This is a genomic window from Alloalcanivorax venustensis (assembly GCF_047495515.1).
GTDB classification, from domain to species: domain Bacteria; phylum Pseudomonadota; class Gammaproteobacteria; order Pseudomonadales; family Alcanivoracaceae; genus Alloalcanivorax; species Alloalcanivorax venustensis.
This window is the reverse complement of sequence record NZ_CP179934.1, coordinates 1044455-1067617: the sequence shown is the minus strand read 5'-3', so window position 1 is coordinate 1067617 and position 23163 is coordinate 1044455. Positions and strand designations below refer to the sequence as shown.

Annotated in this window: 22 protein-coding genes and 1 tRNA gene; 8 read left to right on the top strand and 15 right to left on the bottom strand. The window is 65.5% G+C overall.

The window, feature by feature from the left end; translation table 11 throughout:
* From ACMG4O_RS05070 to ACMG4O_RS05055, 4 genes are read right to left on the bottom strand one after another with little or no spacing between them, the layout of a single operon-like run.
* Positions 1-786, bottom strand: a complete 786-nt coding sequence (locus ACMG4O_RS05070) for a phosphate ABC transporter ATP-binding protein (protein WP_414434537.1) — start codon at positions 784-786, stop codon at positions 1-3.
* Entirely contained in the window at positions 783-1619 is an 837-nt protein-coding gene (gene pstA / locus ACMG4O_RS05065) for a phosphate ABC transporter permease PstA (RefSeq protein WP_414434536.1), read from the bottom strand. Before pstA ends, ACMG4O_RS05070 begins: the two co-directional genes overlap by 4 nt.
* Entirely contained in the window at positions 1606-2484 is an 879-nt protein-coding gene (gene pstC / locus ACMG4O_RS05060; RefSeq protein ID WP_414434535.1) for a phosphate ABC transporter permease subunit PstC, read from the bottom strand. The genes pstA and pstC overlap by 14 nt, the downstream gene beginning before the upstream one ends.
* Positions 2453-3253, bottom strand: coding sequence for a phosphate ABC transporter substrate-binding protein (locus ACMG4O_RS05055; RefSeq protein ID WP_414434534.1), 801 nt, complete (start codon positions 3251-3253; stop codon positions 2453-2455). The genes pstC and ACMG4O_RS05055 overlap by 32 nt, the downstream gene beginning before the upstream one ends.
* Before the next feature lie 137 nt (positions 3254-3390).
* Between ACMG4O_RS05055 and ACMG4O_RS05050 the strand changes: the two genes are divergently transcribed.
* The 6 genes from ACMG4O_RS05050 (at position 3391) to ACMG4O_RS05025 (ending at position 11532) form a co-directional block, all read left to right on the top strand.
* Complete coding sequence (locus tag ACMG4O_RS05050; protein ID WP_414434533.1) at positions 3391-4437, top strand: methyltransferase domain-containing protein; 1047 nt, start codon at positions 3391-3393, stop codon at positions 4435-4437.
* Positions 4438-4622: 185 nt separating this feature from the next.
* Positions 4623-6767 carry an FAD-dependent oxidoreductase gene (locus ACMG4O_RS05045; protein WP_370203662.1) on the top strand — a complete coding sequence of 715 codons (2145 nt, stop codon included), beginning with the start codon at positions 4623-4625 and terminating at the stop codon, positions 6765-6767.
* Between the two features lie 19 nt (positions 6768-6786).
* A complete protein-coding gene (locus ACMG4O_RS05040) occupies positions 6787-7602 on the top strand; it encodes a DUF547 domain-containing protein (RefSeq protein ID WP_414434532.1) in 816 nt (271 codons plus the stop codon).
* Between the two features lie 108 nt (positions 7603-7710).
* Entirely contained in the window at positions 7711-9831 is a 2121-nt protein-coding gene (locus ACMG4O_RS05035; RefSeq protein WP_414434531.1) for a TonB-dependent receptor, read from the top strand.
* An 18-nt stretch (positions 9832-9849) separates the two neighbouring features.
* The gene (locus ACMG4O_RS05030; RefSeq protein WP_414434530.1) at positions 9850-10944 is read left to right on the top strand and encodes a PepSY-associated TM helix domain-containing protein; all 1095 of its coding nucleotides are present in this window, start codon (positions 9850-9852) and stop codon (positions 10942-10944) included.
* 156 nt (positions 10945-11100) lie between these two features.
* On the top strand, positions 11101-11532 hold the full coding sequence (locus ACMG4O_RS05025; protein ID WP_194856404.1) for a hypothetical protein: 432 nt from the start codon (positions 11101-11103) through the stop codon (positions 11530-11532).
* Positions 11533-11547: 15 nt separating this feature from the next.
* Here ACMG4O_RS05025 and ACMG4O_RS05020 read toward each other — a convergent pair whose 3' ends face one another.
* The 11 genes from ACMG4O_RS05020 to rnr all read right to left on the bottom strand — a co-directional run bounded on the left by ACMG4O_RS05020 (position 11548) and on the right by rnr (position 22419).
* A complete protein-coding gene (locus ACMG4O_RS05020) occupies positions 11548-12918 on the bottom strand; it encodes a TrkH family potassium uptake protein (protein WP_194856403.1) in 1371 nt (456 codons plus the stop codon).
* Positions 12915-13565 (bottom strand): potassium channel family protein, encoded by a 651-nt coding sequence (locus tag ACMG4O_RS05015; RefSeq protein WP_067606441.1) that lies wholly within the window; start codon positions 13563-13565, stop codon positions 12915-12917. Before ACMG4O_RS05015 ends, ACMG4O_RS05020 begins: the two co-directional genes overlap by 4 nt.
* Positions 13562-14926 carry a DNA repair protein RadA gene (gene radA, locus ACMG4O_RS05010; RefSeq protein WP_414434529.1) on the bottom strand — a complete coding sequence of 455 codons (1365 nt, stop codon included), beginning with the start codon at positions 14924-14926 and terminating at the stop codon, positions 13562-13564. Before radA ends, ACMG4O_RS05015 begins: the two co-directional genes overlap by 4 nt.
* Positions 14927-14935: 9 nt before the next feature.
* Positions 14936-16003 carry an alanine racemase gene (gene alr / locus ACMG4O_RS05005; RefSeq protein WP_414434528.1) on the bottom strand — a complete coding sequence of 356 codons (1068 nt, stop codon included), beginning with the start codon at positions 16001-16003 and terminating at the stop codon, positions 14936-14938.
* Between the two features lie 6 nt (positions 16004-16009).
* On the bottom strand, positions 16010-17401 hold the full coding sequence (gene dnaB, locus ACMG4O_RS05000; protein WP_194856400.1) for a replicative DNA helicase: 1392 nt from the start codon (positions 17399-17401) through the stop codon (positions 16010-16012).
* 100 nt (positions 17402-17501) lie between these two features.
* A complete protein-coding gene (rplI, locus tag ACMG4O_RS04995) occupies positions 17502-17954 on the bottom strand; it encodes a 50S ribosomal protein L9 (RefSeq protein ID WP_142947422.1) in 453 nt (150 codons plus the stop codon).
* Between the two features lie 15 nt (positions 17955-17969).
* Positions 17970-18200 (bottom strand): 30S ribosomal protein S18, encoded by a 231-nt coding sequence (gene rpsR / locus ACMG4O_RS04990; RefSeq protein WP_067611543.1) that lies wholly within the window; start codon positions 18198-18200, stop codon positions 17970-17972.
* Positions 18201-18221: 21 nt separating this feature from the next.
* Positions 18222-18530: a primosomal replication protein N gene (priB, locus tag ACMG4O_RS04985; RefSeq protein WP_067611544.1), complete on the bottom strand. Its 309-nt coding sequence runs from the start codon at positions 18528-18530 to the stop codon at positions 18222-18224.
* A complete protein-coding gene (gene rpsF / locus ACMG4O_RS04980; protein WP_194856399.1) occupies positions 18530-18871 on the bottom strand; it encodes a 30S ribosomal protein S6 in 342 nt (113 codons plus the stop codon). Before rpsF ends, priB begins: the two co-directional genes overlap by 1 nt.
* A 321-nt stretch (positions 18872-19192) precedes the next feature.
* Complete coding sequence (gene rlmB / locus ACMG4O_RS04975) at positions 19193-19945, bottom strand: 23S rRNA (guanosine(2251)-2'-O)-methyltransferase RlmB (RefSeq protein WP_194856398.1); 753 nt, start codon at positions 19943-19945, stop codon at positions 19193-19195.
* On the bottom strand, positions 19942-22419 hold the full coding sequence (gene rnr, locus ACMG4O_RS04970; RefSeq protein ID WP_370211690.1) for a ribonuclease R: 2478 nt from the start codon (positions 22417-22419) through the stop codon (positions 19942-19944). The genes rlmB and rnr overlap by 4 nt, the downstream gene beginning before the upstream one ends.
* A 253-nt stretch (positions 22420-22672) precedes the next feature.
* Here rnr and ACMG4O_RS04965 point away from each other — a divergent pair.
* Together ACMG4O_RS04965 and ACMG4O_RS04960 are read left to right on the top strand one after the other, a co-directional pair.
* Positions 22673-22759, top strand: a tRNA-Leu gene (locus tag ACMG4O_RS04965).
* A gap of 60 nt (positions 22760-22819) precedes the next feature.
* Positions 22820-23044 (top strand): hypothetical protein, encoded by a 225-nt coding sequence (locus ACMG4O_RS04960; RefSeq protein ID WP_370201872.1) that lies wholly within the window; start codon positions 22820-22822, stop codon positions 23042-23044.
* Positions 23045-23163 lie beyond the last annotated feature (119 nt).

Sequence of the window (23163 nt, the reverse complement as noted above, 5' to 3'; positions counted from 1 at the left end):
TCAGCCTACCTCGCCGCCACAATAGGCGGCCGTGATGGGGTGCGCCGGTGCCTCGAACACCTGCTCGCAGGTATTGGATTCAACCACGCACCCGCACTCCCCTTCCACCCAGCACACCGTTACCGTGTCGGCCAGCCGCCGAGCCTGGGCGAGATTGTGCGTCACCATCAACAGAGTGTAGCGGCCTTTCAGCGACGCGATCATATCCTCCACCACCCTCGAGGACACCGGGTCGAGAGCGGAACAGGGCTCGTCCAGTAACAGCACGCGCGGCGCCAGCACCAGGGCCCGGGCGATACAAAGCCGCTGCTGCTGGCCGCCGGATAGCGCCAACGCTGATTGGCCAAGCCGGTCCTTGACCTCGTCCCACAACCCCACGTCCCGTAACGCCCGCTCCGCCAAAGTGTCCCTTTGACGTCGTGGCACGCCGTGTTCACTGAGGGGAAACCGTAAATTATCCATCACCGAGAGCGGAAACGGGTTCGGCTGCTGAAACACCATACCCACCTGACGCCGCAGCGCCGTCACCCCGAGGCCGGCCACGTCGTGGTCGTCCAGACGCACCGAGCCGCCCACCCGACAACCGGGCTGCTCATCCGCCATGCGGTTAATCGCGGAAAGCAGGCTGGTCTTGCCGCAACCGCTGGGCCCCACCAGGGCCATCAGCTCGCCCGGCGCCACGGTAAGACTGGCGCCCTGGATCGCCACCTGCGCGCCGTAATACACACTCACCCCGTCCAGCGTCAGAGAGGGTGGGCGGCGGGTCTCGGCAAAGGATGCGGTCATCGGGGCACTCCGGCTAGAACGGGACGGCGCAGCGCGCGCCGAATCAGTAAATTGATCGCCACCAACAGGGCGATAAGAACCAGCGCGGTGGTGGCGGCCCGCGCCGTGCCACCCGGCACGTTCATGGCGAGATCGTAAATATGAACACTCAGCGCGCGCCCGGAATCAAACACCGAATCGGGGCGGCGTAACACATAGCCGGCGGTGAACAGCAGCACGGCGGTCTCCGCCAGCGCCCGGCCGACACTCAGAATCACGCCCACCGCGATACCGGATGCCGCGCCCGGCAGCAACACCCGGCGCACCCAACCCCAGCGGCTCAACGCCAACGCCCGTGCCGCCTGACGGTAGGACCCGGGAACGCCACGCAACGCTTGCTCGGCGCTGCGAATCATCAACGGCAGCACCATCAGAGAGAGCGCCAACCCACCGCTGAGAATGGAAAAGCCCAGCCCCAAAGTAATGGCGAAAAACTGATAGCCGAACAAACCGAACACCACCGAAGGGGTGGCGGCGAGCAAGTCGAGCACGAAACCGAGCCGGCGCGCCGCCGGTGAGCCGGGCGGCACTTCCTCACTCAGATAAAGCGCGCAACCCAGCCCCACGGGTACCGCCACAGCCAGACACACCGCCAATATCCAGCCGGTGCTCAGTAACAATGGGGCAATGCCACCAGCGCGGCCGGCGGAGCGCGGATCCTCAAGCAAAAACGCCAGGCTGAGCCCCTGGTATCCCTGTTGCCAGAGCGCGCCGAGCATCATCATCAACGGCAACACCACCAGCAGCCAGGGCACCACGCCGGCGACCGCGATCCAGCGGTCACGCCGATGCATGGGCATGACCTCCCAGGTTAGCGGCACGCAGCCGCCACGCCACCACCAGCAACAGGGCGGTCACCGCCATCAAAAGCAGCCCGCTAACAAACAAGGCGACCCGGTGATCGCCGGTGGCGTACGCCATTTCCAGAGCGATATTGGCGGTCAGAGTGCGGACCGGATCAAATACCGAATGCGGCCACTGAACCACGTTGCCACACACCATCAGCACCGCCATGGTCTCGCCCAGGGCGCGCCCGAACTGCAGCACCACGCCACTAAGAATGGACGGCGCGGCGGCGGGTAACAGCACCCGTCTCAGCATCCCCAGGCGCGACAACGACATGGCGTCTCCGGCGCGCCACCAGGCGGCCGGCAGCTGGCACAGGGCGGCGTCCGTTACCAGCAACGCCAGAGGCAGCACCATCAGCGCCAACACCAGGGAGCCGGCCAGCCAGGAGGCGCCTGGCGGGGCCCATTGATTGATCCACGGCACCAGGACCAACAGCCCCCACAGGCCGTACACCACCGAGGGGATACCCGCCATCAGCTCCACCAGCATCAGCGTCGGGCGCCGTATCGCCGCCGGCGCATAAAAGCGTAGCCAGGCAGCCAGCACGACCGCCACCGGCGCGGCTAAGGCCAGCGCCAGCAGGCTCACCAACAAGGAGCCGGCGATCATCGCGGCCATGCCGTACTCGCCAGCCCGCGGGTGCCAGCCACTGTCGAACAGCCCGCTGCCGTGCGCCAGAAGGAACGGCAGCGTGCGCCACAACAGCACCGCCACAATACCACCCAGCGCCAGCGCCGCCAGCAGGGCACTGGCTCGAAGCAGATAGCGCAGACAGCGATTAGCGAGCGGCGGGGACAAAATAGTGGTCACGGTACAGGTCGGCCGCCGCCGGCGAAGCGGCGAAGTCGATAAAGGCCCGCTGGGCATCGCCGGGCACACCGGCGGTAATCAGATTCAGTTCCCGGCGCAGCGGATAGCGCTTTTGATTGACCGTGTCGGTGCTGGCCGCCACGCCCCGCAGTGGCAACAACCGGATCGGCGTGCCCGCCTCCGCCTCGTACTCCGCACTGCCGATGGAGACATAGCCAATCGCCGCCGGATCACCGGCCACCGCCTTGATACCCTGTTGATTCTCACCGATCACCACATCCGCCCGGACGGCGCGGTTATCCAATTGGAAGTACTCAAGAAACAGCTCCAGGGTGGAGCGTCCTTCCGCTTTATTAACCACGGTGATGGCTTGGTCGTCGCCGCCCAGGTGCGACCAGTTGTCCACCTCGCCGCGATATATCGCACGCACCTGATCATCGCTGAGCGCTGCCACAGGGTTATCACGGTGCACAATCACCGCGATGCCGTCCTGGGCCACGGTGAATGCGGTCAAATCGCTCTCATCCGCATGCAGCGTCCGGCTGGCCATACCAATGGACGCCAGCCCCTGCCGGACGTCACTGATGGCGCGGCCAGTACCGCCGCTTTGTACATCCACCTGAACGCCGCGTTCTTCTTCATAGCGTTGCGCCACTTCCGAAATCACCGGCGCCATGGTGCTGGAGCCCGTGATTACTATTTTCTCCTGGTTCCGCCCGCAGGCAACCAGTAGCAGCGCCAGCAACGCCACGCCCAATAGACGTCCCATCAGCTTTCCTTCACAGATCATGAATGACTTGGATGCCAGGATCGCCGTAAGGTTACAGCACCAGGGTGTAACAAAGCGCCATGCTTCGCACCCAAGGGTTAATCCCGATTCAAGGTGTGACGTTAAGAGGGTCAAAGATGCGTGAAGAGGTTCAGGATTACTACGGCAAGCAACTTACCGGCAGCGGCGATTTACAGACCAACGCCTGCTGCGATCAGAGCCCGCCGGATCACCTCAAACCGCTGCTGGCGCGCTTGCACGACGAGGTGGTAACCCGTTACTACGGCTGCGGCCTGGTGGCGCCGGCGGCGTTGGAGGGCATGCGCATTCTGGACCTGGGCTGTGGCTCCGGCCGGGACGTCTACGTGCTCTCGGCGCTGGTGGGCGACAGCGGCGAGGTGGTCGGCGTGGACATGACCGACGAGCAGCTCGCCGTGGCGACTCGCCATCAGGAGTACCACCGCCGGGAATTCGGCCACGCGCGCAGCAATGTGCGTTTTTTGAAAGGCTATATCGAAGAGCTGGACCAGCTTGATCTGCAGGACGGCTACTTCGATATCGTGGTGTCCAACTGCGTGATCAACCTGAGCACCGACAAGGCCAAGGTAATCGGCGATGTGAAACGGCTGCTCAAGCCCGGCGGCGAGTTCTACTTCTCCGACGTGTACGCCGACCGCCGGGTACCGGCGGCGCTGACTGCCGACCCGGTGCTCTACGGGGAATGCCTGTCCGGGGCCCTGTACTGGAACGACTTTCTCAACCTGGCCAAGGGGTGCGGGTTCGGCGATCCGCGTTTGGTGGAGTCGCGCCGGCTGACCATCGAGAACCCGGCCATTGAGGCGAAGCTGGGGAACATCCGCTTCTACTCGGCCACCTACCGGCTGTTCAACATTGATGCGCTGGAGCCGGCCTGCGAGGACTACGGGCAGGCGGTGATCTATAAGGGCACGGTGGACCATCATCCTCATTCATTCGTGCTGGACGATCATCATGTGATTGAGACCGGCAAGGTGTTCCCGGTGTGCGGGAATACCTGGTTAATGTTGGCGGAGAGCCGGTTCGCGGACCATTTCGAGTTTATTGGTAACTTTGATTCGCACTTTGGGATTTTTGAGGGGTGTGGGTTGAATGTGCCCTTTGAGGATGGTTCTTCGGATGCTGCCGTTGGTAGCAGTTGTTGCTGACTTTCTCTCCAGACGGGCCGCGGTGTGTGTTGGTGACGTCCAGAACACGCCGTGAACCCGTCCCTGGGGGCTCGATTCGCGCATCCCTGCGCTCATACGGTTCTGGACGTCACCAACACACACCGCGCCGGAGTCGGCCGAAAGGTTCCGGGTAAGCAGCCGCCGCATACGCAAGGAAGGATTTGATGAACGTTAAGAAGCTGGCTCTTTTGATTGTGATCGCGGCGCTGGTGGCGTCTTATTTTGTGTTTGATCTGGGGCAGTATCTGAGCCTGGATTATTTGAAGGCGCAGCGCGGGGCGTTTCAGTCGCTGGCCGCGGAGCAGCCGGTGCTGGTGCTGGGCGGGTTCTTTTTGTTGTATGTGGCGGTGACGGCGTTGAGTTTGCCGGGAGCGGCGATCATGACGCTGGCGGCGGGCGCGCTGTTCGGGTTCTGGGTGGCGCTGGTGCTGGTGTCGTTCGCGTCCAGTGTGGGTGCGACCCTGGCGTTTCTGGCGTCGCGGTTTTTGTTCAAGGACGCGGTGCAGAGCCGCTTCGGTGAGCGGCTGAAGAAGATCAACGCGGGGGTGGCGAAGGACGGCGCCTTTTATCTGTTTACGTTGCGTTTGATTCCGGCGTTTCCGTTTTTCGTGATCAATCTGGTGATGGGGCTGACGCCGCTGAAGACGTGGACGTTTTACTGGGTCAGCCAAGTGGGCATGCTGGCGGGCACGGCGGTGTACGTGAACGCGGGCACCCAGCTGGGCGAGCTGGACAGCCTGTCCGGCTTGTTGTCGGTGGATCTGATCGGCGCTTTCGTGTTGCTGGGGCTGTTCCCGTGGCTGGCCAAGGCGGTGATGGCGTTTCTGCAGGCGCGCAAGGTGTACCGGGGGTATCAAAAGCCGAAGCACTTCGACCGCAATCTGGTGGTGATCGGCGCCGGCTCCGCCGGGCTGGTGAGCGCCTATATCGCCGCCACGGTGAAAGCCAGTGTCACGCTGATCGAGAAAGGCGAGATGGGCGGCGATTGTCTGAACACCGGCTGCGTGCCGTCCAAGGCACTGATCAAGAGCGCGCGGCTGGCACACCTGGAGCAAAAGCCGCAGCGCTACGGCTTCACCAGCATCACGCCGCGTTTCGATTTCGCCGACGTCATGGCGCGCATCCATAAGGTGATCGGCAAGATCGAGCCCCACGATTCGGTGGAGCGTTACACCGAGCTGGGCGTGGATTGCGTGCAGGGCAGCGCGCGCATCACCTCGCCCTGGGAAGTCACCGTGGACACCGCCGAGGGCGAGCGCACCCTGACCACCCGCAATATTATTATCGCCTCCGGCGCGCGGCCGTTCGTGCCGCCGATCCCCGGTATCGACGAAATCGACATTCTCACCTCGGAAAACCTGTGGACCCTGACGGAGCAGCCCCGCCGGCTGATCGTGCTGGGCGGCGGGCCGATCGGCTGTGAGCTGGCGCAAAGCTTCGCGCGCCTGGGCAGCGAGGTGACCCAGGTGGAGATGCTGCAGCGCCTGATGCCCCGCGAGGACGAAGACGCCGCCGCCCTGGTGACCGCGTCCCTGCGCGACAGCGGCGTCACCGTGCTCACCAACCATAAGGCGGCGCGTTTCGCAGTGGAGGACGGCGAGAAGGTGCTGTACGTGCAGGCGGGCGACGGCGAGAAACGCCTGCCGTTCGACGCGGTGCTGGTGGCCGTGGGCCGCCGCGCCAACACCGACGGCCTGGGCCTGGAGGCCATGAACATCGCCACCGAGAAAAACGGCACCGTGGCGGTGGACGGCTTCCTGCGCACCCGCTTCCCCAATATTTTCGCCTGCGGCGACGTGGCCGGGCCCTACCAGTTCACCCATGTGGCCGCCCACCAGGCCTGGTACGCCTCGGTGAATGCCCTGTTCGGCCGCTTCAAGAAGTTCCAGGTGGACTACCGGGTGATCCCCTGGGCCACCTTCACCGATCCGGAGGTGGCCCGCGTGGGCCTGAGCGAGGACGAGGCCCGCGAACAGGGCATCGAGGTGGAAGTGACCCGCTACGGCATCGACGACCTGGACCGGGCCATTGCCGACAGCACCGACCACGGCTTCGTCAAAGTGCTCACGCCGCCGGGCAAGGACACCATCCTGGGCGTCACCATCGTCGGCGAGTCCGCCTCCGATCTGATCAGCGAGTACGTGCTGGCCATGAAGCATGGGCTGGGTCTGAACAAGATCCTCGGCACCATCCATATTTACCCGACCATGGCGGAGGCCAATAAATTCGCCGCCGGCGAGTGGAAGAAGGCGCACAAACCGGAGGGCTTGCTGCGCTGGGTGGAGCGCTTCCACGCCTGGCAACGCTGAATCGACAGGAGGTGAGATCATGCTGAAACTCACGTTGCGCGCCGCCCTGGGCGCGCTGATCGCCGTCATGGCGGTGCTGGCGACACCGGCGCTGGCGTTCGACCATCAGCCGTGGGACGACCTGCTTCAGGCGCATGTCAGCGAGCACCGGGACGGGGTCGCCAGCGCCGTGGACTATGACGGCATGGCCTCGGACCAGGCCGCCCTGGACGACTATCTGACGCGTCTCAGCGACGTGGATAAGGCCACCTTCAAGGGTTTCAGCGACGCCGAGAAACTGGCGTTCCTGATCAACGCCTACAACGCCTTCACCGTGAAGCTGATTCTGAAGCAGGAAAGCCGGCCGGATTCGATCCGCGACATCGGTTCGATTTTTTCCGGCCCCTGGAGCCAGCGCTTTTTCACCCTGCTGGGCGAAGAGCGCACCCTGGACGAGCTGGAGCACCAGATGATCCGCGGCAACCCGGCACTGATGGACCCGCGCATTCACTTCGCGGTGAACTGCGCCTCGGTGGGGTGCCCGGCCCTGCGCCCGGAAGCCTACACCGGCGAGCGGCTGGACGCGCAGCTCGCCGACAGCACCCGGCGCTTTCTTTCCGACCGGCGCCGTAACCGCTATGACGCGGAGGCCGGGGTGTTGAGGGTGTCGTCCATTTTCGACTGGTACGAAGAGGACTTCGAAGACAGCGCCGGCAGCCTCGTCGATTACCTGCTGCAATACGCCGATGCCCTGGCGTTGCCGGCGCAGGCCCGCCGGGATCTGGAAGCCGGCGACTTGCCGATCCGTTTTCTGGACTACGACTGGTCGCTGAATATCGGGAGCAACAATCCCTGAAGCCTCGCCAGGCCCGGGTCGGCAACTGAAACGATATTGACAATAATTCGCATTAACTATAAGTTCCCCTCCGCCTTACAAACCTGACACTTTTTCGGAGGGGTTCCCGTGCTCCGCTTGCGTTACAGCTTGCCGCTGTCTGTTCTGTCCTTCTCGCTGCTGCCGCTGACGGCCGCCATCTCCACCGCCGCCCAGGCGCAAAGCGCCAATCAGCTCGAGCCGGTCACCGTGACCACCACCCGGGGCAACAGCGAGGCCGGCGAAACACCGCAGAAAATCACCGTGATCAACCGGGACGAGATCGAGCAGCAAATGGCGATCACCAATGATCAGGCCCAGGTGCTCAGCAATCTGATCCCGTCCTATTCGCCCAGCCGCCAGAAGCTGACCAACTCCGGCGAAACCTTCCGCGGCCGCGACCCGCTGTTCCTGATCGACGGCATTCCGCAGTCCAACCCGCTGCGCGACGGCAGCCGCGACGGCTACACCATCGATCTGGCCATGGTGGAACGCATCGAGGTGATCCACGGCGCCAGCGCCGAGCACGGCCTGGGCGCCACCGGCGGCATCATCAACTTCGTGACCCGCCGCCCGGAAGGCACCGAGCTGCGCCAGCACATCGGCGTGGGCGTGAGCGCCCCCACCGACTACGAATCCGACGGCCTGAGCTACGAAACCGACTACCGCCTGGAGGGCATCCACGGCGACTGGGATTTCCTGCTCGGCGGCGCCTACAAGTCCCGGGGCCTGTTCTACGACGCCGACGGCCGCGCCGTGGGCATCGACCAGGCCCAGGGCGACACCATGGACTCGCAGAGCTACGACGTGTTCATGAAGATCGGCTATTGGCTGGACGACACCCAGAACCTGGAGCTGTCGATGAACCGTTTCGAGCTGGAAGGCAACCACGACTACGTGGGCATCGAAGGCGACCGGGCCAATGGCGTCCCCGCCACCTCGGTGAAGGGCGACCCGGCCGGCGATCCGGTGCGCAACGAGGCGCTCACCACCAGCCTCTCCTACCGCAACACCGATCTGGCCGGCAACGATGTGCGCCTGCAGCTGTACACCCAGCGCTTCCGCGCCCGTTACGGCGGCGACACCTTCGGCACCTTCCAGGACCCGACCATCGCTCCGGCCGGCACCCTGTTCGACCAGTCGCAGAACGAATCCGACAAGTACGGCGCCAAGTTCACCCTGACCCGGGACGGCCTGCTCGACGGCAACCTGAAGGCCACCACCGGCCTCGACCTGCTGCAGGACGAGACCAGCCAGATCCTGGCCCAGACCGGCCGCGAGTGGGTGCCGGAGACCGAGTTCCAGAACGCCGCACCCTTCCTGCAACTGGAATACCAGCCCACCGACCGGCTGTCCCTGCACGGCGGCGTGCGCCATGAGTACGCCAAGCTGGACGTGGACACCTACACCACCCTGGCCTCCTACGGCAGCCAGACCGTGCAGGGCGGCAGCCCGCGCTTCGAGGAAACCCTGTTCAACGCCGGCGTGGTGTTCCAGGCCACCGACTGGGCGCAGCTGTTCGCCAACTATTCGGAAGGCTTCGGCATGCCGGACGTGGGCCGGGTGCTGCGCGCCGTGGACGAAGCGGGCCAGGACGTGGACGACTACGTCAATCTGGAGCCGATCGTCACCGACAACCGCGAGATCGGCGCGCGCCTGTCCCAGGGCGCGGTGGACTTCGAGGTGAGCTACTACGAATCCGATTCCGACTTCGGCTCGCGGCTGGCGCTGCGCAACGGCGTGTTCGAAGTGCAGCGGGAGAAGACCGAGATTCACGGCGTGGAAGCGGACCTGGGCTGGCGGTTCCGCGAGGGTCACCGCCTGAGCGCCTCCTACGCCCACGTCAGCGGCAAGTTCGATTCCAACGACAACGGCGTGGTGGACACCCGTCTGGACGGCCGCAACATCGGCCCGGACCGGCTGACGGTGCGCTGGCAGGCCAACTGGTCGCCGAAACTCACCACCCAGGTGCAGGGCAATCACTACTTCAGCCGCGGCATCCCCGGGCCGCAACTCGGCTTCGACAGCTACCAGCTGTTCGATGCCTTCGCCGGCTACCGTCTGGGCAAGGGCCAGGTCACCGTGGGCGTGGAGAACCTGTTCAACGAGCAGTACATCACCTACTTCTCACAGGCCGCCTCGACGCTGGACAGCCGCTTCTTCGCCGGCCGTGGCCGGGTGGTGTCGCTGGGGTACAATCTGGATTTCTAACCCCCGCCCCGAGAGTTCATGCTGCTCAAGCTGCATAAATACGCCGGCCTGATCGCCGGGCTGCTGCTGGCGCTCACCGGCGTCACCGGCAGCCTGCTGGTGTTTCACGACACCCTGGACGAATGGCTGACCCCGCAACTGCGCACCCAGCCCGCCGCCGACCCGGCGTCGCTGAGCGCGGTGCTGGCCGCCGCCGAGGCGGCGTTGCCCGGCAAGGCGGCACGGCGTCTGGAGCCCTCGCCCGGCCCCGGGCGGCCCCATACGGTGCGCTTCGACGGCCCGGAAGGCGCCCCCGGCCCGCTGCAGGTGAGCGTCTCCCCGGCCGACGCCGAAGTGCTGGCGGTGCGCCAGTGGGGCGCCTACCCCACCAGCTGGGTCTACCGGCTGCACTACACCCTGCTGGCCGGCACCACCGGCAAGTACGTGGTGGGCGTGCTGGGCCTGGTGCTGATGTTCTTCTGCCTCAGCGGCCTGTACCTGTGGTGGCCACGCAAGGGCCGCTGGCGGCGGGCACTCAGCGTGCGCACCGACAAGGGCCCGTTCCGGCTCAACTTCGATCTGCACAAGGCCGCCGGCGTCTACATCACGCCGGTCCTGCTGGTGGCCGCCTTCAGCGGCGTCAGCCTGGTATTCCACGGCCCGGTGCAGGCCCTGGTGGGCGCCGCCCTGCCCCTGGAACCGGTGCCGGCGCCGACGCTGGAGGCCCGCCCCGACAGCGGCTCGAGGCTCAGCGTGGACCAGATCGTGGCGGCCGGTCGAAGCGCCTTTCCCGAAGGCGATCTGAAGCGCATTGACCTGCCGCGTGACCCGCAAACGCCCTACCGGCTGTCGTTCAACCAACCCGGCGAGGCCTGGTCCCACCACGGCGCCAGCCGGGTCTGGGTGGATCCCCGCGACGGCGCCGTGCTGGCCACCTGGGACCCGCTTTCGGTGGCCGCCGGCAGCCGCTTCATGGGCTGGCAGTTCCCCCTGCACAACGGCGATGCCCTCGGGCTCGCCGGGCGCTGGCTGGTGTTTCTCGGCGGCTGGCTGCCGGCCCTGCTGTTCGGCACCGGCCTCTACCTGTGGTGGCGCAAGCACCAGTTGCGGCGCCGGTCACGGCGATCCCGCTGATATTCCGCTCTTGAAAACCCGAGGCAGCGGCCCTACTTACCGACGGGTTGATGACAATCCCATGTCACTGTTGGCGCAGGGTTGACCCTGAAAGTGGCATGATAGGTAGTCCGGAAACGGAATTCGGATCGTAATTCGTTCTCAGGGAAACGTGCCATGAGCCATCGCGAACGCCTGGACCGCATCCAGGCCTCCTGCCAGCGCCTGCCGCTTTCGATGCGCGTCTGGATCCTGCTGGTCCTGATCCCCGTCAATGCCACCGGCTTCTTCATGCTGCATACCGCCAGCGGCGGTCTGGTGGCGCTGGCCACCCTGTTCGTGCTGGCGGCCAACGGTGTCACGCTGTGGCACTACGCGTCCGTGAACCGGGCGCTGGCGCTGCCCCACCTGATCGCCTGGGTGCCGCTGCAGGTGGCGTTGGTGGCGCGCCTGATCGGCGGCTGGGGCGCCGACGACATGCATCTGGACGAATGGCTGCTGGCGGTGCTGGTGGTGATGGTTAATTCCGTGGCGCTGTTCTTCGACACCGTGGTGTCCTGGCGCTGGTGGCGCTCCCGTCATCTCAGCCTGGAGGCGGACGGCCTCTGAGCCGCGCCACCCGGATCAGCCGATCTGCACCTGATCTTCCACGTAACGCAGTTTCACCGCGCGCGGCCGGGCCAGGGAAAACGCCAGCGCCAGGGGCCCGATACGCCCGGCGAACATCAGTACCATGAGGATCGCCTGGCTTGGCTTGGACAGATCCTCGGTGATACCCCGTGACAGCCCGGCGGTGCCAAAGGCGGAAAACCCTTCGAACAGCACGTCCATGGGTTTCATTTCCGGCTCCAGGATAACCAGCAGGAAGCAGCCCAGCATCACCATCAGCATACTCAGCACCACCACGGTATAGGCCCGGAACACCGAATCCAGGGATACCGTGCGGCGGAAGGCGGTGGGCCGGCGGCGGCCGGTCAGAAACGCACGGGTGGCCAGCACCACCACCATGAAGGTACTGACCTTGATGCCCGAGGCGGTGGAATTACTGCCGCCGCCGATGAAGATCAGAAACATCACCAGCAACACGCTCGGGGCGTACAGGCTGCTCATGTCCACCACCGAGAAGCCGGCGCTGCGCGGCACCACCGCCACGAACCAGGCCAGCCAGGGCCGTGAGCCGCTGTCCACCGCCGCCAGGGTGGTGCCGTTGGTCCATTCAAAGGCCATGATCAGCAGCCAGGCGCCCACCGCCAGAATCAGGGTGCCGGTGAGGGTCAGCTTGCTGTGCAGGCTCAGCTTCGAAAGACGGCGCTGACGCCAAAGGTCGGTGAGCACGGTGAAACCCAGGCCGCCGGTAATGAACAGGCCGGTGATCACCAGCGTTATCAACGGCGTCGCCGCCCAGGGGGCCAGCCCGTCAGGCAGCAACGAGACCCCGGCGTTGTTGAAGGCCGAGGCGGCGTGGAAAAAGCTCATCCACAACCCCTCGGTCCAGCCCATGGCCGGCACCCAGACCGTGGCCAGCACCGCCGCGCCGCTCACTTCCAGGCACAGCGCCAGCAGCGCCACCCGCCGCACCAGCAGCATCACGTCCCCGGGCGATGCCTGGTCCATGGCCTCGCGGACCACCCGCTGGCCTTTCAACCCGAGCCGGCCGCCCAGGGCCATCACCGTCAGCACCGCGAAGGTCATCAGGCCCAGGCCACCCAGATGAAACAACACCATCACCAGCAACTGACCAAACAGGGTCAGGTCGCTGGCGGGGTCCACCAGCGACATGCCGGTCACCGTGATCGACGCGGTGGCGGTGAACAACGCTTCCCAGAACGTCATGCCCTGATGGCTGGCGAAAGGCGTGGCGAACAGGGCGGTGCCGACGGCGATGAGTAGCAAAAAACCGCCACTGAGAATGGTCGGCGGGCTGTAGCGCCAAGTGTGGCGCAGCCTTGCTTTCAGGTTTACCCGCGCGCGCAGACCCGGCAGCCAGGATCTCATAGGCGCTCGGTAAAGTGGCGCAGGGCTTTCTCTTCGCCCAGCAGAACCAGATGATCGTTACGGCGCAGCCGGTAATCCGGCGTCGGCTGGAAGGTCACGCTGTTGCCGTGCTTTATCGCCAGCAGGCGTACCTTTTCGGGATCGATCTTCAGGTCGGAAAACGGCCGGTCTTCCAGTACCTCCCCGGGGCGTACCTCGATCACGAAGCAGTTATCCCCCAGGGCGATGTAGTCCAGCATGTTGGGGTGCGCCATGGTTTGCGCCACCCGCAGCCCCATCTCGTACTCGGGGTGGAAGATGCGGTCCGCGCCCAGCTTTTCCGCGATTTTATGGTGGGTGGGCGTAATCGCTTTCACCCAGACTTCCTTCGCATGCAGGGATTTCAAATGCATGGTGCAAAGGATGCTGGCTTCGATGTTTTCGCCGATCGCCACCAGGGTGGCGTCGAACCGGTGCAGGTCCATTTCCTTGAGCGCCGAATCGTCGGTGGCATCGGCGATCACCGTCTGGGTGAGATGGTCGGCGAGCTGATTGGCCTTGTTCTCATCAATGTCCACGCCCAGCACTTCATGGCCGAGGCGCATTAGTTCCCGGGCGACGGATTCCCCGAAACCGCCCAGCCCCATCACCGCGAATTGTTTTTTCATAGTTGCTCCAGGGCTTCCGCCAGGGTGCTCACGGCGATCACTTCGACGCCGTCCGGCAACTGACGGGGCTTGTTGGCCTTGGGAATAATGGCACGTTTAAAGCCGTGCTTGACCGCCTCGTAGAGGCGCTCCTGGCCCTGCGGCACCGGGCGGATCTCGCCGGACAGGCCGATCTCGCCGAACACCACCAGATCCCGGCCCAGGGGCCGGTCGCGGAAGCTGGAGACGATCGCCAGCACCAGCGCCAGGTCGGCGGCGGTCTCCGCCACTTTCACGCCGCCCACCACATTGGCGAACACGTCCTGGTCGCCCACCTGGATGCCACCGTGGCGGTGCAGCACCGCCAGCAGCATGGCCAGCCGGTTGGCTTCCAGGCCCACGCACACCCGCCGCGGGTTGCCGAAATGGCTGGCGTCCACCAGCGCCTGCAGCTCCACCAGCAGCGGCCGGGTGCCTTCCCAGACCACCGTCACCAGCGAGCCGGGGGCGATGTCGTCGGCGCGGTTGAGGAAGATCGCCGAGGGGTTCTTCACCTCTTTCAATCCCTCGCCGGTCATCGCGAACACGCCCAGTTCGTTGACCGCGCCGAAGCGGTTCTTGAGCCCGCGCAGGGTACGGAAGCGGGCGTCGGCGGAGCCTTCCAGCATCAGCGAGCAGTCGATCATGTGTTCCAGCACCTTGGGCCCGGCCAGGGTGCCGTCCTTGGTGACGTGGCCCACCAGCAGCAGCACGGTGCCGGTCTGCTTGGCGAAGCGGGTCAGGGCGGCGGCGCCTTCGCGCACCTGGGAGACGCTGCCCGGCGCCGACTGCAGGCCGGCCAGATACATCACCTGGATCGAGTCCACCACCAGCAGCCGCGGCTGCTCCTTGCGGGCCAGCTCGAGGATCTGCTCCACGTCGGTTTCCGCCGCCAGGCGCAGTTTTTCCTTGGGCAGTTTGAGGCGGTCGGCGCGCATCGCCACCTGGGCCAGGGATTCCTCGCCGGTGATGTAGAAGCACTTTTCCCGGTCCGCCAGCCGGCACAGCACCTGCAGCAGCAGGGTGGATTTACCGGCCCCCGGGTGGCCGCCCAGCAGGATCGCCGAGCCGGGCACCAGGCCGCCGCCCAGCACCCGGTCCAGCTCGTCCATGCCGGCGCTGATGCGGGGGCTGTCTTCCAGGGCGATTTCGTTGAGCTGGCGCACTTCGGAGAGCTGGCCGCTGAAGCCGCTGCGTTCCGCGGAGCGGCTCTTGGGCATGGCCGGATCGACGACGAATTCCTGCAGGGTGTTCCAGGCGCCGCAGGCCGGGCACTGGCCCTGCCACTTGGGGAAGTCGGCGCCGCACTCGTTGCAGACGAACGCGGTTTTCTTTTTCGCCACGAAAGCTCCTTATTCGGCGATGACTCGTACCGGCCGGCCGGTGATCTGACAGAACAGCTCGTAGCTGATGGTACCGCAGGCGGCGGCCACTTCGTCCACGGCCACGGTGTCGCCCCACAGCTCGACGCTGTCGCCGACCCGGGCGTCCAGGCCGGTCAGGTCCACGGTGATCATGTCCATGGAGACCCGGCCCACCAGCCGGGTGCGCCGGCCGTTCACCGCCACCGGGGTGCCGCTGGGCGCGTGGCGCGGGTAGCCGTCGCCGTAGCCCACCGCCACCACGCCGATACGGCCCGGGGCGTCGGCGCGCCAGGTGGCGCCGTAGCCGACGGTGTCGCCGGCCTGAATCGGGTTGATGGCGATCAGCCGGGCACTGAAGCGCTGGGTCACCGCCAGTTGCAGATCGGCGGCGCTGCGCCAAGGGAACGGCGAGGAGCCGTAGAGCATGATGCCGGGGCGCACGCGCCGGGCGCGGGCCTCGGGGTAGCGGATCAGCGCGGCGGAGTTGGCGGCGCTGAGCGGCACGTTCAGCTCCTTGGCCAGGGTGTCGGCGATGGCCAGCTGGTGGTCGGTGAAGGTGTCGTCCTCGGCGTCGGCGCAGGCGAAATGACTCATCACGCCGAGCAGCCGCACCCCGGGGATGGCGCGCAGGCGCGCCGCCTGGGCCCGGGCCAGGTCCGGCGCCATGCCGAGCCGGTTCATGCCGGTGTTGACCTTGAGCCACACCCCCAGCGGGGCCGGCCGCGCCGCCAGCAGGTCCACCTGCCAGGGCGAGTGCACCACCACTTCCGCATGCAGCCGCGAGGCGAGGGCCAGCTCGTCGGCGTCGAAGAAGCCCTCCGCCACCAGCACCGGGTGGGCCAGCCCCAGATGGCGCAGCGCCTGGGCCTCTTCGATCACCGCCACGCCCAGGCCATCCACGGCGTTGGCGAAGGCGCGGGCCGCCAGGCCCAGGCCGTGGCCGTAGCCGTTGGCCTTGACCATGGCGAACACCCGGGCGCCGTTGGCCAGCGCCCGGGCGCGGCGCGCGTTGTCGGTCAGGGCCCGGGGGCGGATTTCCAGAAAGGTACCGCGCATGCGCCGTTACTCGTCGCCGGCATACTGCTGATAGTATTCCGGCGCCAGGTCGTCGAAGCGCAGGTACTCGCCCCGGAACGCCACGCGCACGGTGCCGATGGGGCCGTTCCGCTGCTTGCCGATGATCACTTCGCCGATGCCCTTTTCGGTGGTGTCCTGGTTATAGACCTCGTCCCGATACAGGAACATGATCACGTCGGCGTCCTGCTCGATGGCCCCGGATTCCCGCAGGTCGGACATCACCGGGCGTTTGTTGGGGCGTTGTTCCAGGGAGCGGTTGAGCTGCGAGAGCGCCACCACCGGGCAGTTCAATTCCTTGGCCAGGCCCTTCAGCGAGCGGGAAATCTCCGAGATCTCGTTAACACGGCTGTCGGCGCCGGGCACCTGCATCAGCTGCAGGTAATCGATCATGATCATGCCCAGCTGGCCGCCGCACTCGCGCGCCACTCGTCGCGCCCGGGTGCGCAGTTCCAGGGGGCTCAGCGCCGGCGTGTCGTCGATGAAGAACTTCTGCTCGCTGAGCATCTGAATCGCCGAGGTGATGCGCGGCCAGTCGTCCTGATCCAGGCGCCCGGAACGGATCGAGGTCTGGTTGATGCGCCCCAGCGAGGACAGCATCCGCATCACGATGGCGTCGGCGGGCATCTCCATGGAGAACACCAGCACCGGCTTGTGCGCCTTGAGCGCCACGTTTTCGCACAGGTTCATGGCGAAGGTGGTTTTACCCATGGACGGCCGCCCGGCCACCACCACCATGTCCGAGGGCTGCAGCCCTGAGGTCATCTTGTCCAGTTCCTCGAAGCCGGTGGTGAGACCGGTCAGCGAGTTCTTGTTCTTGTAGAGCTCGTCGATGCGGTCGACGGCTTTTTTCAGGACCGTTTTGATGTCCTGCGGGCCGCTACCCTTCTTTTGCTGCTCGGCGATTTCGAAAATCGCCGACTCCGCCGCGTCGAGAATTTCCAGCGACGGCGTGCCCTTGGGGTTGAAGGACTGCTCGGCGATGCCGTGGGACACCTGGATCAGCTGGCGCAGGATGCTGCGCTCACGGACGATGTCCGCGTAGGCGTTGATGTTGGCGGCGCTGGGCGTGTTACGGGCCAGGTCCGACAGGTAGGTCATGCCGCCCACGTCGTCCAGCTCGCCACGGTGGGTGAGCGCCTGGGACACGGTCACCAGGTCGCAGGGCTTCTCTTCTTCCACCAGTTGATCGACCACTTGGAAGATCAGCCGGTGTTCCTTGCGGTAGAAGTCCTTGGGCCCGACCCGCTCGGCCACTTCGTCCCAGGCTTCGTTGTTGAGCAGCAACCCCCCCAGCACGGCTTGCTCCGCCTCCTGGGAATGGGGCGGGATACGCAGATTATCCGGGAGATGATCGTCCAGACTCAGGGGTTCGTTCATGGCAGGTCCGTTAAACGAAAAGGGCACCGCCCGTTGCCGGACAGTGCCCTGATTCTGTCACCGTGCCCCCGTGGGGGCAAACCGCTTACGCAGGCCGGGATTACTCCTGGGGCACTACGGTCAGTTTGATGGTCACGGTCACGTCGGCGTGCAGGCTCAGGTCGATCTCGTACTCGCCGGTCTGGCGGATCGCGCCCAGCGGCAGCTTCACTTCCGCTTTCTCGACGGCCACGCCGGTCTGCTCGCTGATCGCGTCGGCGATGTTGGCGGTGCCAACGGAGCCGAACAGCTTGCCTTCGTCACCGGACTTGGCGCCCACGGTGATGGTGGCTTCAGCCAGCTTCTCGGCGCGCGCTTCGGCGGCGCTCAGCAGCTCGGCGGCCTGTTTTTCCAGTTCCGCGCGACGCTCTTCCACTTCGGCCAGGTTGTTCTTCGTGGCCGGCAGGGCTTTGCCTTGCGGGATCAGGAAGTTACGGCCGTAACCGGGGCGAACGTCCACCACGGAGCCCAGGTCACCCAGGTTCTTGATGGTTTCCAGCAGGATCACTTGCATGACGGTCCCCTCGGCTTAATTGTCGTGGCTGTCGGCGTACGGCAGCAGCGCCAGGAAGCGGGCCTGCTTGACAGCGGAGGCCAGCTGACGCTGATAGCGTGCCTTGGTGCCGGTGATACGGCTGGGCACGATCTTGCCGGTTTCGGTGATGTAGGCTTTCAGGGTGTCCAGATCCTTGAAATCAATGAACTCGACACCTTCCGCGGTAAAGCGGCAGAACTTGCGACGGCGATAAAAACGGGCCATGGGTAAACTCCTCTCGATTCCTTAGTGGGGCTCCAGTGTTTCCGCGATTAACTGCAAACGGTCCCGGGCTTCGCCCTTGTAGCCGGCCTGGCAGAGAAAACCGGTGACCGTGACGCTTTGCCCTTCCCGCAGGCCCTGGATCAGACTGGCGTTGCCGCCGACCAGAACAATGGCGATACGGGCTCGGACTTCACGGGGTTGACCGTCTTCCACTTGCCGGGACCGGTGCTCCAGCCAGAAACGCTGGCGGGGAACGCCGGCCGGTGTAACCGCAACCTTTTCCAGGCTGGCGATGACGCCGGTGAGTTGGCAGTGATTGTGTCCGGAAATCAGCTGGTGGCCTCCTCCTTCTCGTTGGCTTTGGACAGCGGCGAAGGCTCGGTGATAGCCCGCTCGCGACGCACCACGAGGTGACGGATAACGGCATCGTTAAAGCGGAAGGTGTTTTCCAGCTCTTCGAGAGTGTCGCCGTCACATTCAATATTCATCAGCACGTAGTGTGCTTTATGAATCTTGTTGATCGGGTAGGCCAGCTGACGGCGGCCCCAATCTTCCTGGCGGTGGATGGTGCCCTTGCCGTCGGTCACGATGGCGCTGTAGCGCTCGACCATGGCGGGAACCTGTTCACTCTGGTCCGGGTGGACCAGGAACACGACTTCATAATGACGCATTGTTGGCTCCTTACGGATTGCGCAGCCTCCCGCGACAGGCGGTGAGGCAAGGAGTCCGCGCCCCGGAGGGCACGGAAGGGCGGGGAGTCTAGCTCAAAGCAGCTGCATGCTGCAAGCCAGTAATGGCGGCGGGTGGGAGCGGGCCCCGCCCGCGAAAGGCCGGTGTAACCGGCCGGCAGGATACCAGAGGCGTTATTAATGGCAGGGTTGGATATGTCTCTGGGATCCTGCCGGCAAGCGTTGCTTGCCTTTCGCGGGCAAGGCCCGCTCCCACCAGGCACTCGTAGCACCTTGCCCCTGCTCCCTACACCCTGGATTCTCCTAGCGCGCGAGCGCGGCACGGACGTGGAACAGCACCACTCCCGTCGCCACGGAGACATTAAGGCTCTGCACATCACCAGCCATCGGAATCGCGACCAAATCGTCGCAACGCTCCAGGGTCAGCCGCCGCAGGCCTTCCCCTTCGGCGCCCATGACCACGGCCAAAGCGGCCTCGGGGCGATAATCGAACAATGACTGGCTGCGCTCGTTGAGCGCGGTGCCGGCCACCTGGATACGACGGTCCTTGAGCATTTCCAGCACCCGCGCCAGGTTGCCCACCTCGAAGTAGGCCAGCGCCTCGGCGGCGCCGGCGGCGCTGCGGCAGGCCACCGGCGTCAGCCCGGCGGCATGGCGGCGCGGCACCACCACCGCGTCGACGCCGGCGGCGTCGGCGCTGCGCAGGCAGGCGCCCAGGTTATGCGGGTCGGTGACCCCTTCCAGGATCAGCAGCAGGGGCGGATGATCCAGGCCGTCCAGATGCGCGGCCAGGGCCTGCTCGTCGCCGGCGCTGCGCGGCCGGGCACGGGCCACCACGCCCTGGTTCTGGGGGCCGGCCAGCTTGTCCAGCGACTCGCGGCGGCTGTACTGCACCGCGATGCCCTGGTCCCGGGCGGCGATGATCAGGGTTTCCAGCCGGGCGTCGCCGCGCTTGGCGCGGGTGTCCAGCACGAACAATTCCAGCACCCCTTCCGGGCGGTGCCGCAACAGCGACTCCACCGCGTGGATGCCGGAGTACATGAGCGGTTTGTTCATCGGCGGCGGCGCGGCTTACGCTGGCCGCTCTTCTTGGCCCCGTCGCCGCTCTTGGCGTCGCCGGGGATGTCACCGCGGGCGATCTTTTCCCGCTCGGACCCGCCACCGGCGTCACCGCCGCCCTTGCCGGCGGCCGGCTTCTTGCGGCCGGCGCCTTTCTTGGCCCCTTTGCGGGCGCCCTTCTTGGCCGCCGCCTTGGGCTTGGGGCCGCCACGCTTGCCCGGCGCCGGCGTGGAACTGATCAGCTCCAGGTCGATCTTGCGGTCGTCGGTGTGCACGCCGGCCACCTTCACCGTCACCGCGTCACCGAGGCTGAAGCGGCGCCCGGACGACTCGCCCACCAGCGCCATGTTGACGTCGTCGAAGTGGTAGTAGTCGCTGTCCAGGTTGGCCACGTGCACCAGGCCGTCGATGTGCAGGTTGTTGATCTGCACGAACAGGCCGAAGGCGGCCACGCCGCTGACCACGCCGTCGAACTCAGCGCCCAGGTGGTCTTCCATGTACTGGCACTTGAGCCACTGCTCCACATCGCGGGTGGCGTCGTCGGCGCGCCGCTCGGTCATCGAGCAGTGCTCGCCCATGGCGATCATGTCGTTGAGGCTGAACGGCAGAATGTGATCGCGCTGGATCGCCGGCAGGCCGCCCGGGTTGTCCGCGTGGGGGGTGTCCGCGCCGCTGCGGATCAGGTAGCGGATGGCGCGGTGCACCAGCAGGTCCGGGTAACGGCGGATCGGCGAGGTGAAGTGGGTGTAGGCGTTGTAGGCCAGCCCGAAGTGGCCCTTCACATGGGCCTCGTACTTGGCCTGGCTCATGGTGCGCAGCATCATGGTCTGGATCACCTGGCGGTCCGGCCGGTCGGCGATGGTCTCGCCGAGCTCTTGGAACACCTGCGGGCCGATCGGCCCTTCCGACCAGGGAATGCTCAGGCCCAGCCCGCCCAGGAACTGCTGCAGGTTGGTCAGGCGCTCTTCCTTGGGCGGCTCGTGATTCCGGTAGAGCGCCGGCAGCTCCGCTTTCTCGAGCAGGCGCGCGGCGCAGATATTGGCCGCCAGCATCGCCTCCTCGATCATCACGTGGGCCACGTTGCGCTGCACCGGCACGATGTCGCGGATCTTGGACTGCTCATCGAACAGGATGCGGCTTTCGTTGCTCTCGAAGTCGATGGCGCCACGCAGTTCCCGGCGGCGGCGCAGGGCCAGGTACATCTCGTGGAAGGCCCACACCGAATCCAGGGTTTCGTCGTCCAGGCTCTTCACGGTTTCGGTGGCGAGCTCGGATTCCGGCTCCTCGATAATCGCGCCCACCTTGTTGTAGGTGAGGCGGTGACGGGAGCGCATCACGCCTTCGCGGAACACGAAGCGGGAGATTCGGCCGTTGGCGGACACCAGCATGTCGCAGTAAAGACACAGCCGGTCCACGTGCGGGTTCAGCGAGCACAGGCCGTTGGACAGCGCCTCGGGCAGCATCGGCACCACCCGGTTGGGGAAGTACACCGAGTTGCCGCGCTTGTGCGCCTCGTTGTCCAGCGCCGTGCCCGGATGCACGTAGTGGCTGACGTCGGCGATCGCCACGATCAGGCGCCAGCCGCCGCGCTGGCGGCTTTCCACATAGACGGCGTCGTCGAAATCCTTGGCGCTCTCGTCGTCGATGGTGACCAGCGGCAGGTCGCGCAGGTCCACGCGGTGGGCCTTGGCGGGATGCGGCACCTCGGCGCCGAAGCGCTCGGCTTCCTCGGGCACGCCCTTGGGCCACTGGTGGGGGATCTCGAAGCGGCGCAGCGCCACCTCCACTTCCATGCCGGCCTGGTCCGGGGTGGCGATCACCTCGAGCAGGCGCACCAGCACGTGCTGGTCGCGGGACGGATACTGGGTGATCTCGGCGCGCACATGGTCGCCGTGCTCGGGCTTGATGCCGTTGAGGTCCTCGACCAGCACTTCCTTGGTGATGCGGCGGTTTTCCGGCTCGATAAAGCTGACCCCGGCCTCGCGGTGATAACGGCCGACGATCTCGGTGACGGCGCGCTCGGTGATCTCCACGATGCGCGCCTCTTCCTTGCCGAAGCGGTTGACGCCGGCGGTGCTCACCAGCACCCGGTCGCCGTCCATCACTTTTTCCATCTGCCGGGGCGCCAGGAACAGGTCCTTGCGGCCGGGCTCGTCGGCGATCAGGAAGCCGAAGCCGTCGCGGTGGCCCTGCACCCGGCCGGCGATCAGATCCATGCGCGAGGCGATGCCCACCTTGCCGTTACGGTTTTCCACCAGCTGGCCGTCGCGCAGCATCGCCTTGAGGCGGCGCTCCAGGCCCACCTCGCCGTCTTCGTCCACGTCCAGGAGCCCGGCCAGGTCGTGCTTACCGAGCGGCTTTCCCTGGTCGTCGAGGACCTGCAGGATCAACTCGCGGCTGGGAACCGGATTCTCGTACTTCGACGCCTCCCGGTCCGCGTGGGGATCCTTATAGCGTTTCCTGGGTGCCATTCAATAACCTCTAATAAAATACATGTGTATAAGCCCGCCGGATGGCGCCGGCGGGCGCTACCTTAACCCAGCAGGGGACTCACGCACCACGGGGGCCGGCGAAATCAAGCCGGAAGCGGAAGGCCGGGCGGGTAGCCTCGAACGGGCGAAATGCCCAATGTTTTCGGAACTAACCGTTGACATCCCGGCATCATATACTAGAATGCACGCGCTTTCGCGATGAAGGGCCGGAATCGGTCGTTCAACGAAACAAGCCGAGGTGGTGAAATTGGTAGACACGCTAGCTTCAGGTGCTAGTGGGGGCAACCCCGTGGAGGTTCAAGTCCTCTCCTCGGCACCAATTCAGAAAAGGGCTCCCCATGGGAGCCCTTTTTGTATCCGCTCTAAAGGCCCCTTCAGCATGCGCCTTTTCCTTGCTTCCCTGATTCTGGCTCTGGGTTTGAGTGCCGCCACTCCGGTGGTCGCCCAGGAACAGGCCGACCAGGCCGTGAACCCGGAAGTCCGGAAAGCCGACGCCCAGCTGGAGAAGGCCAAACGCCGTGAACGCCTGCTGCTGCTGTTCCCCGCCGGCGCCCTGGGCCTCACCATCGTTCTGATCGTAATCACCCGCCGCCGCAAGAAATAGTGTGACCGGCGTCTCCGTGAAGACCGCGTTCACATAGCCGCCATTTTACGAACACTGAATTGACATTTTTCTCCGTCAGGATTGGCCGCCTCCCCAATCCCATTCTGAATAAGACGGAG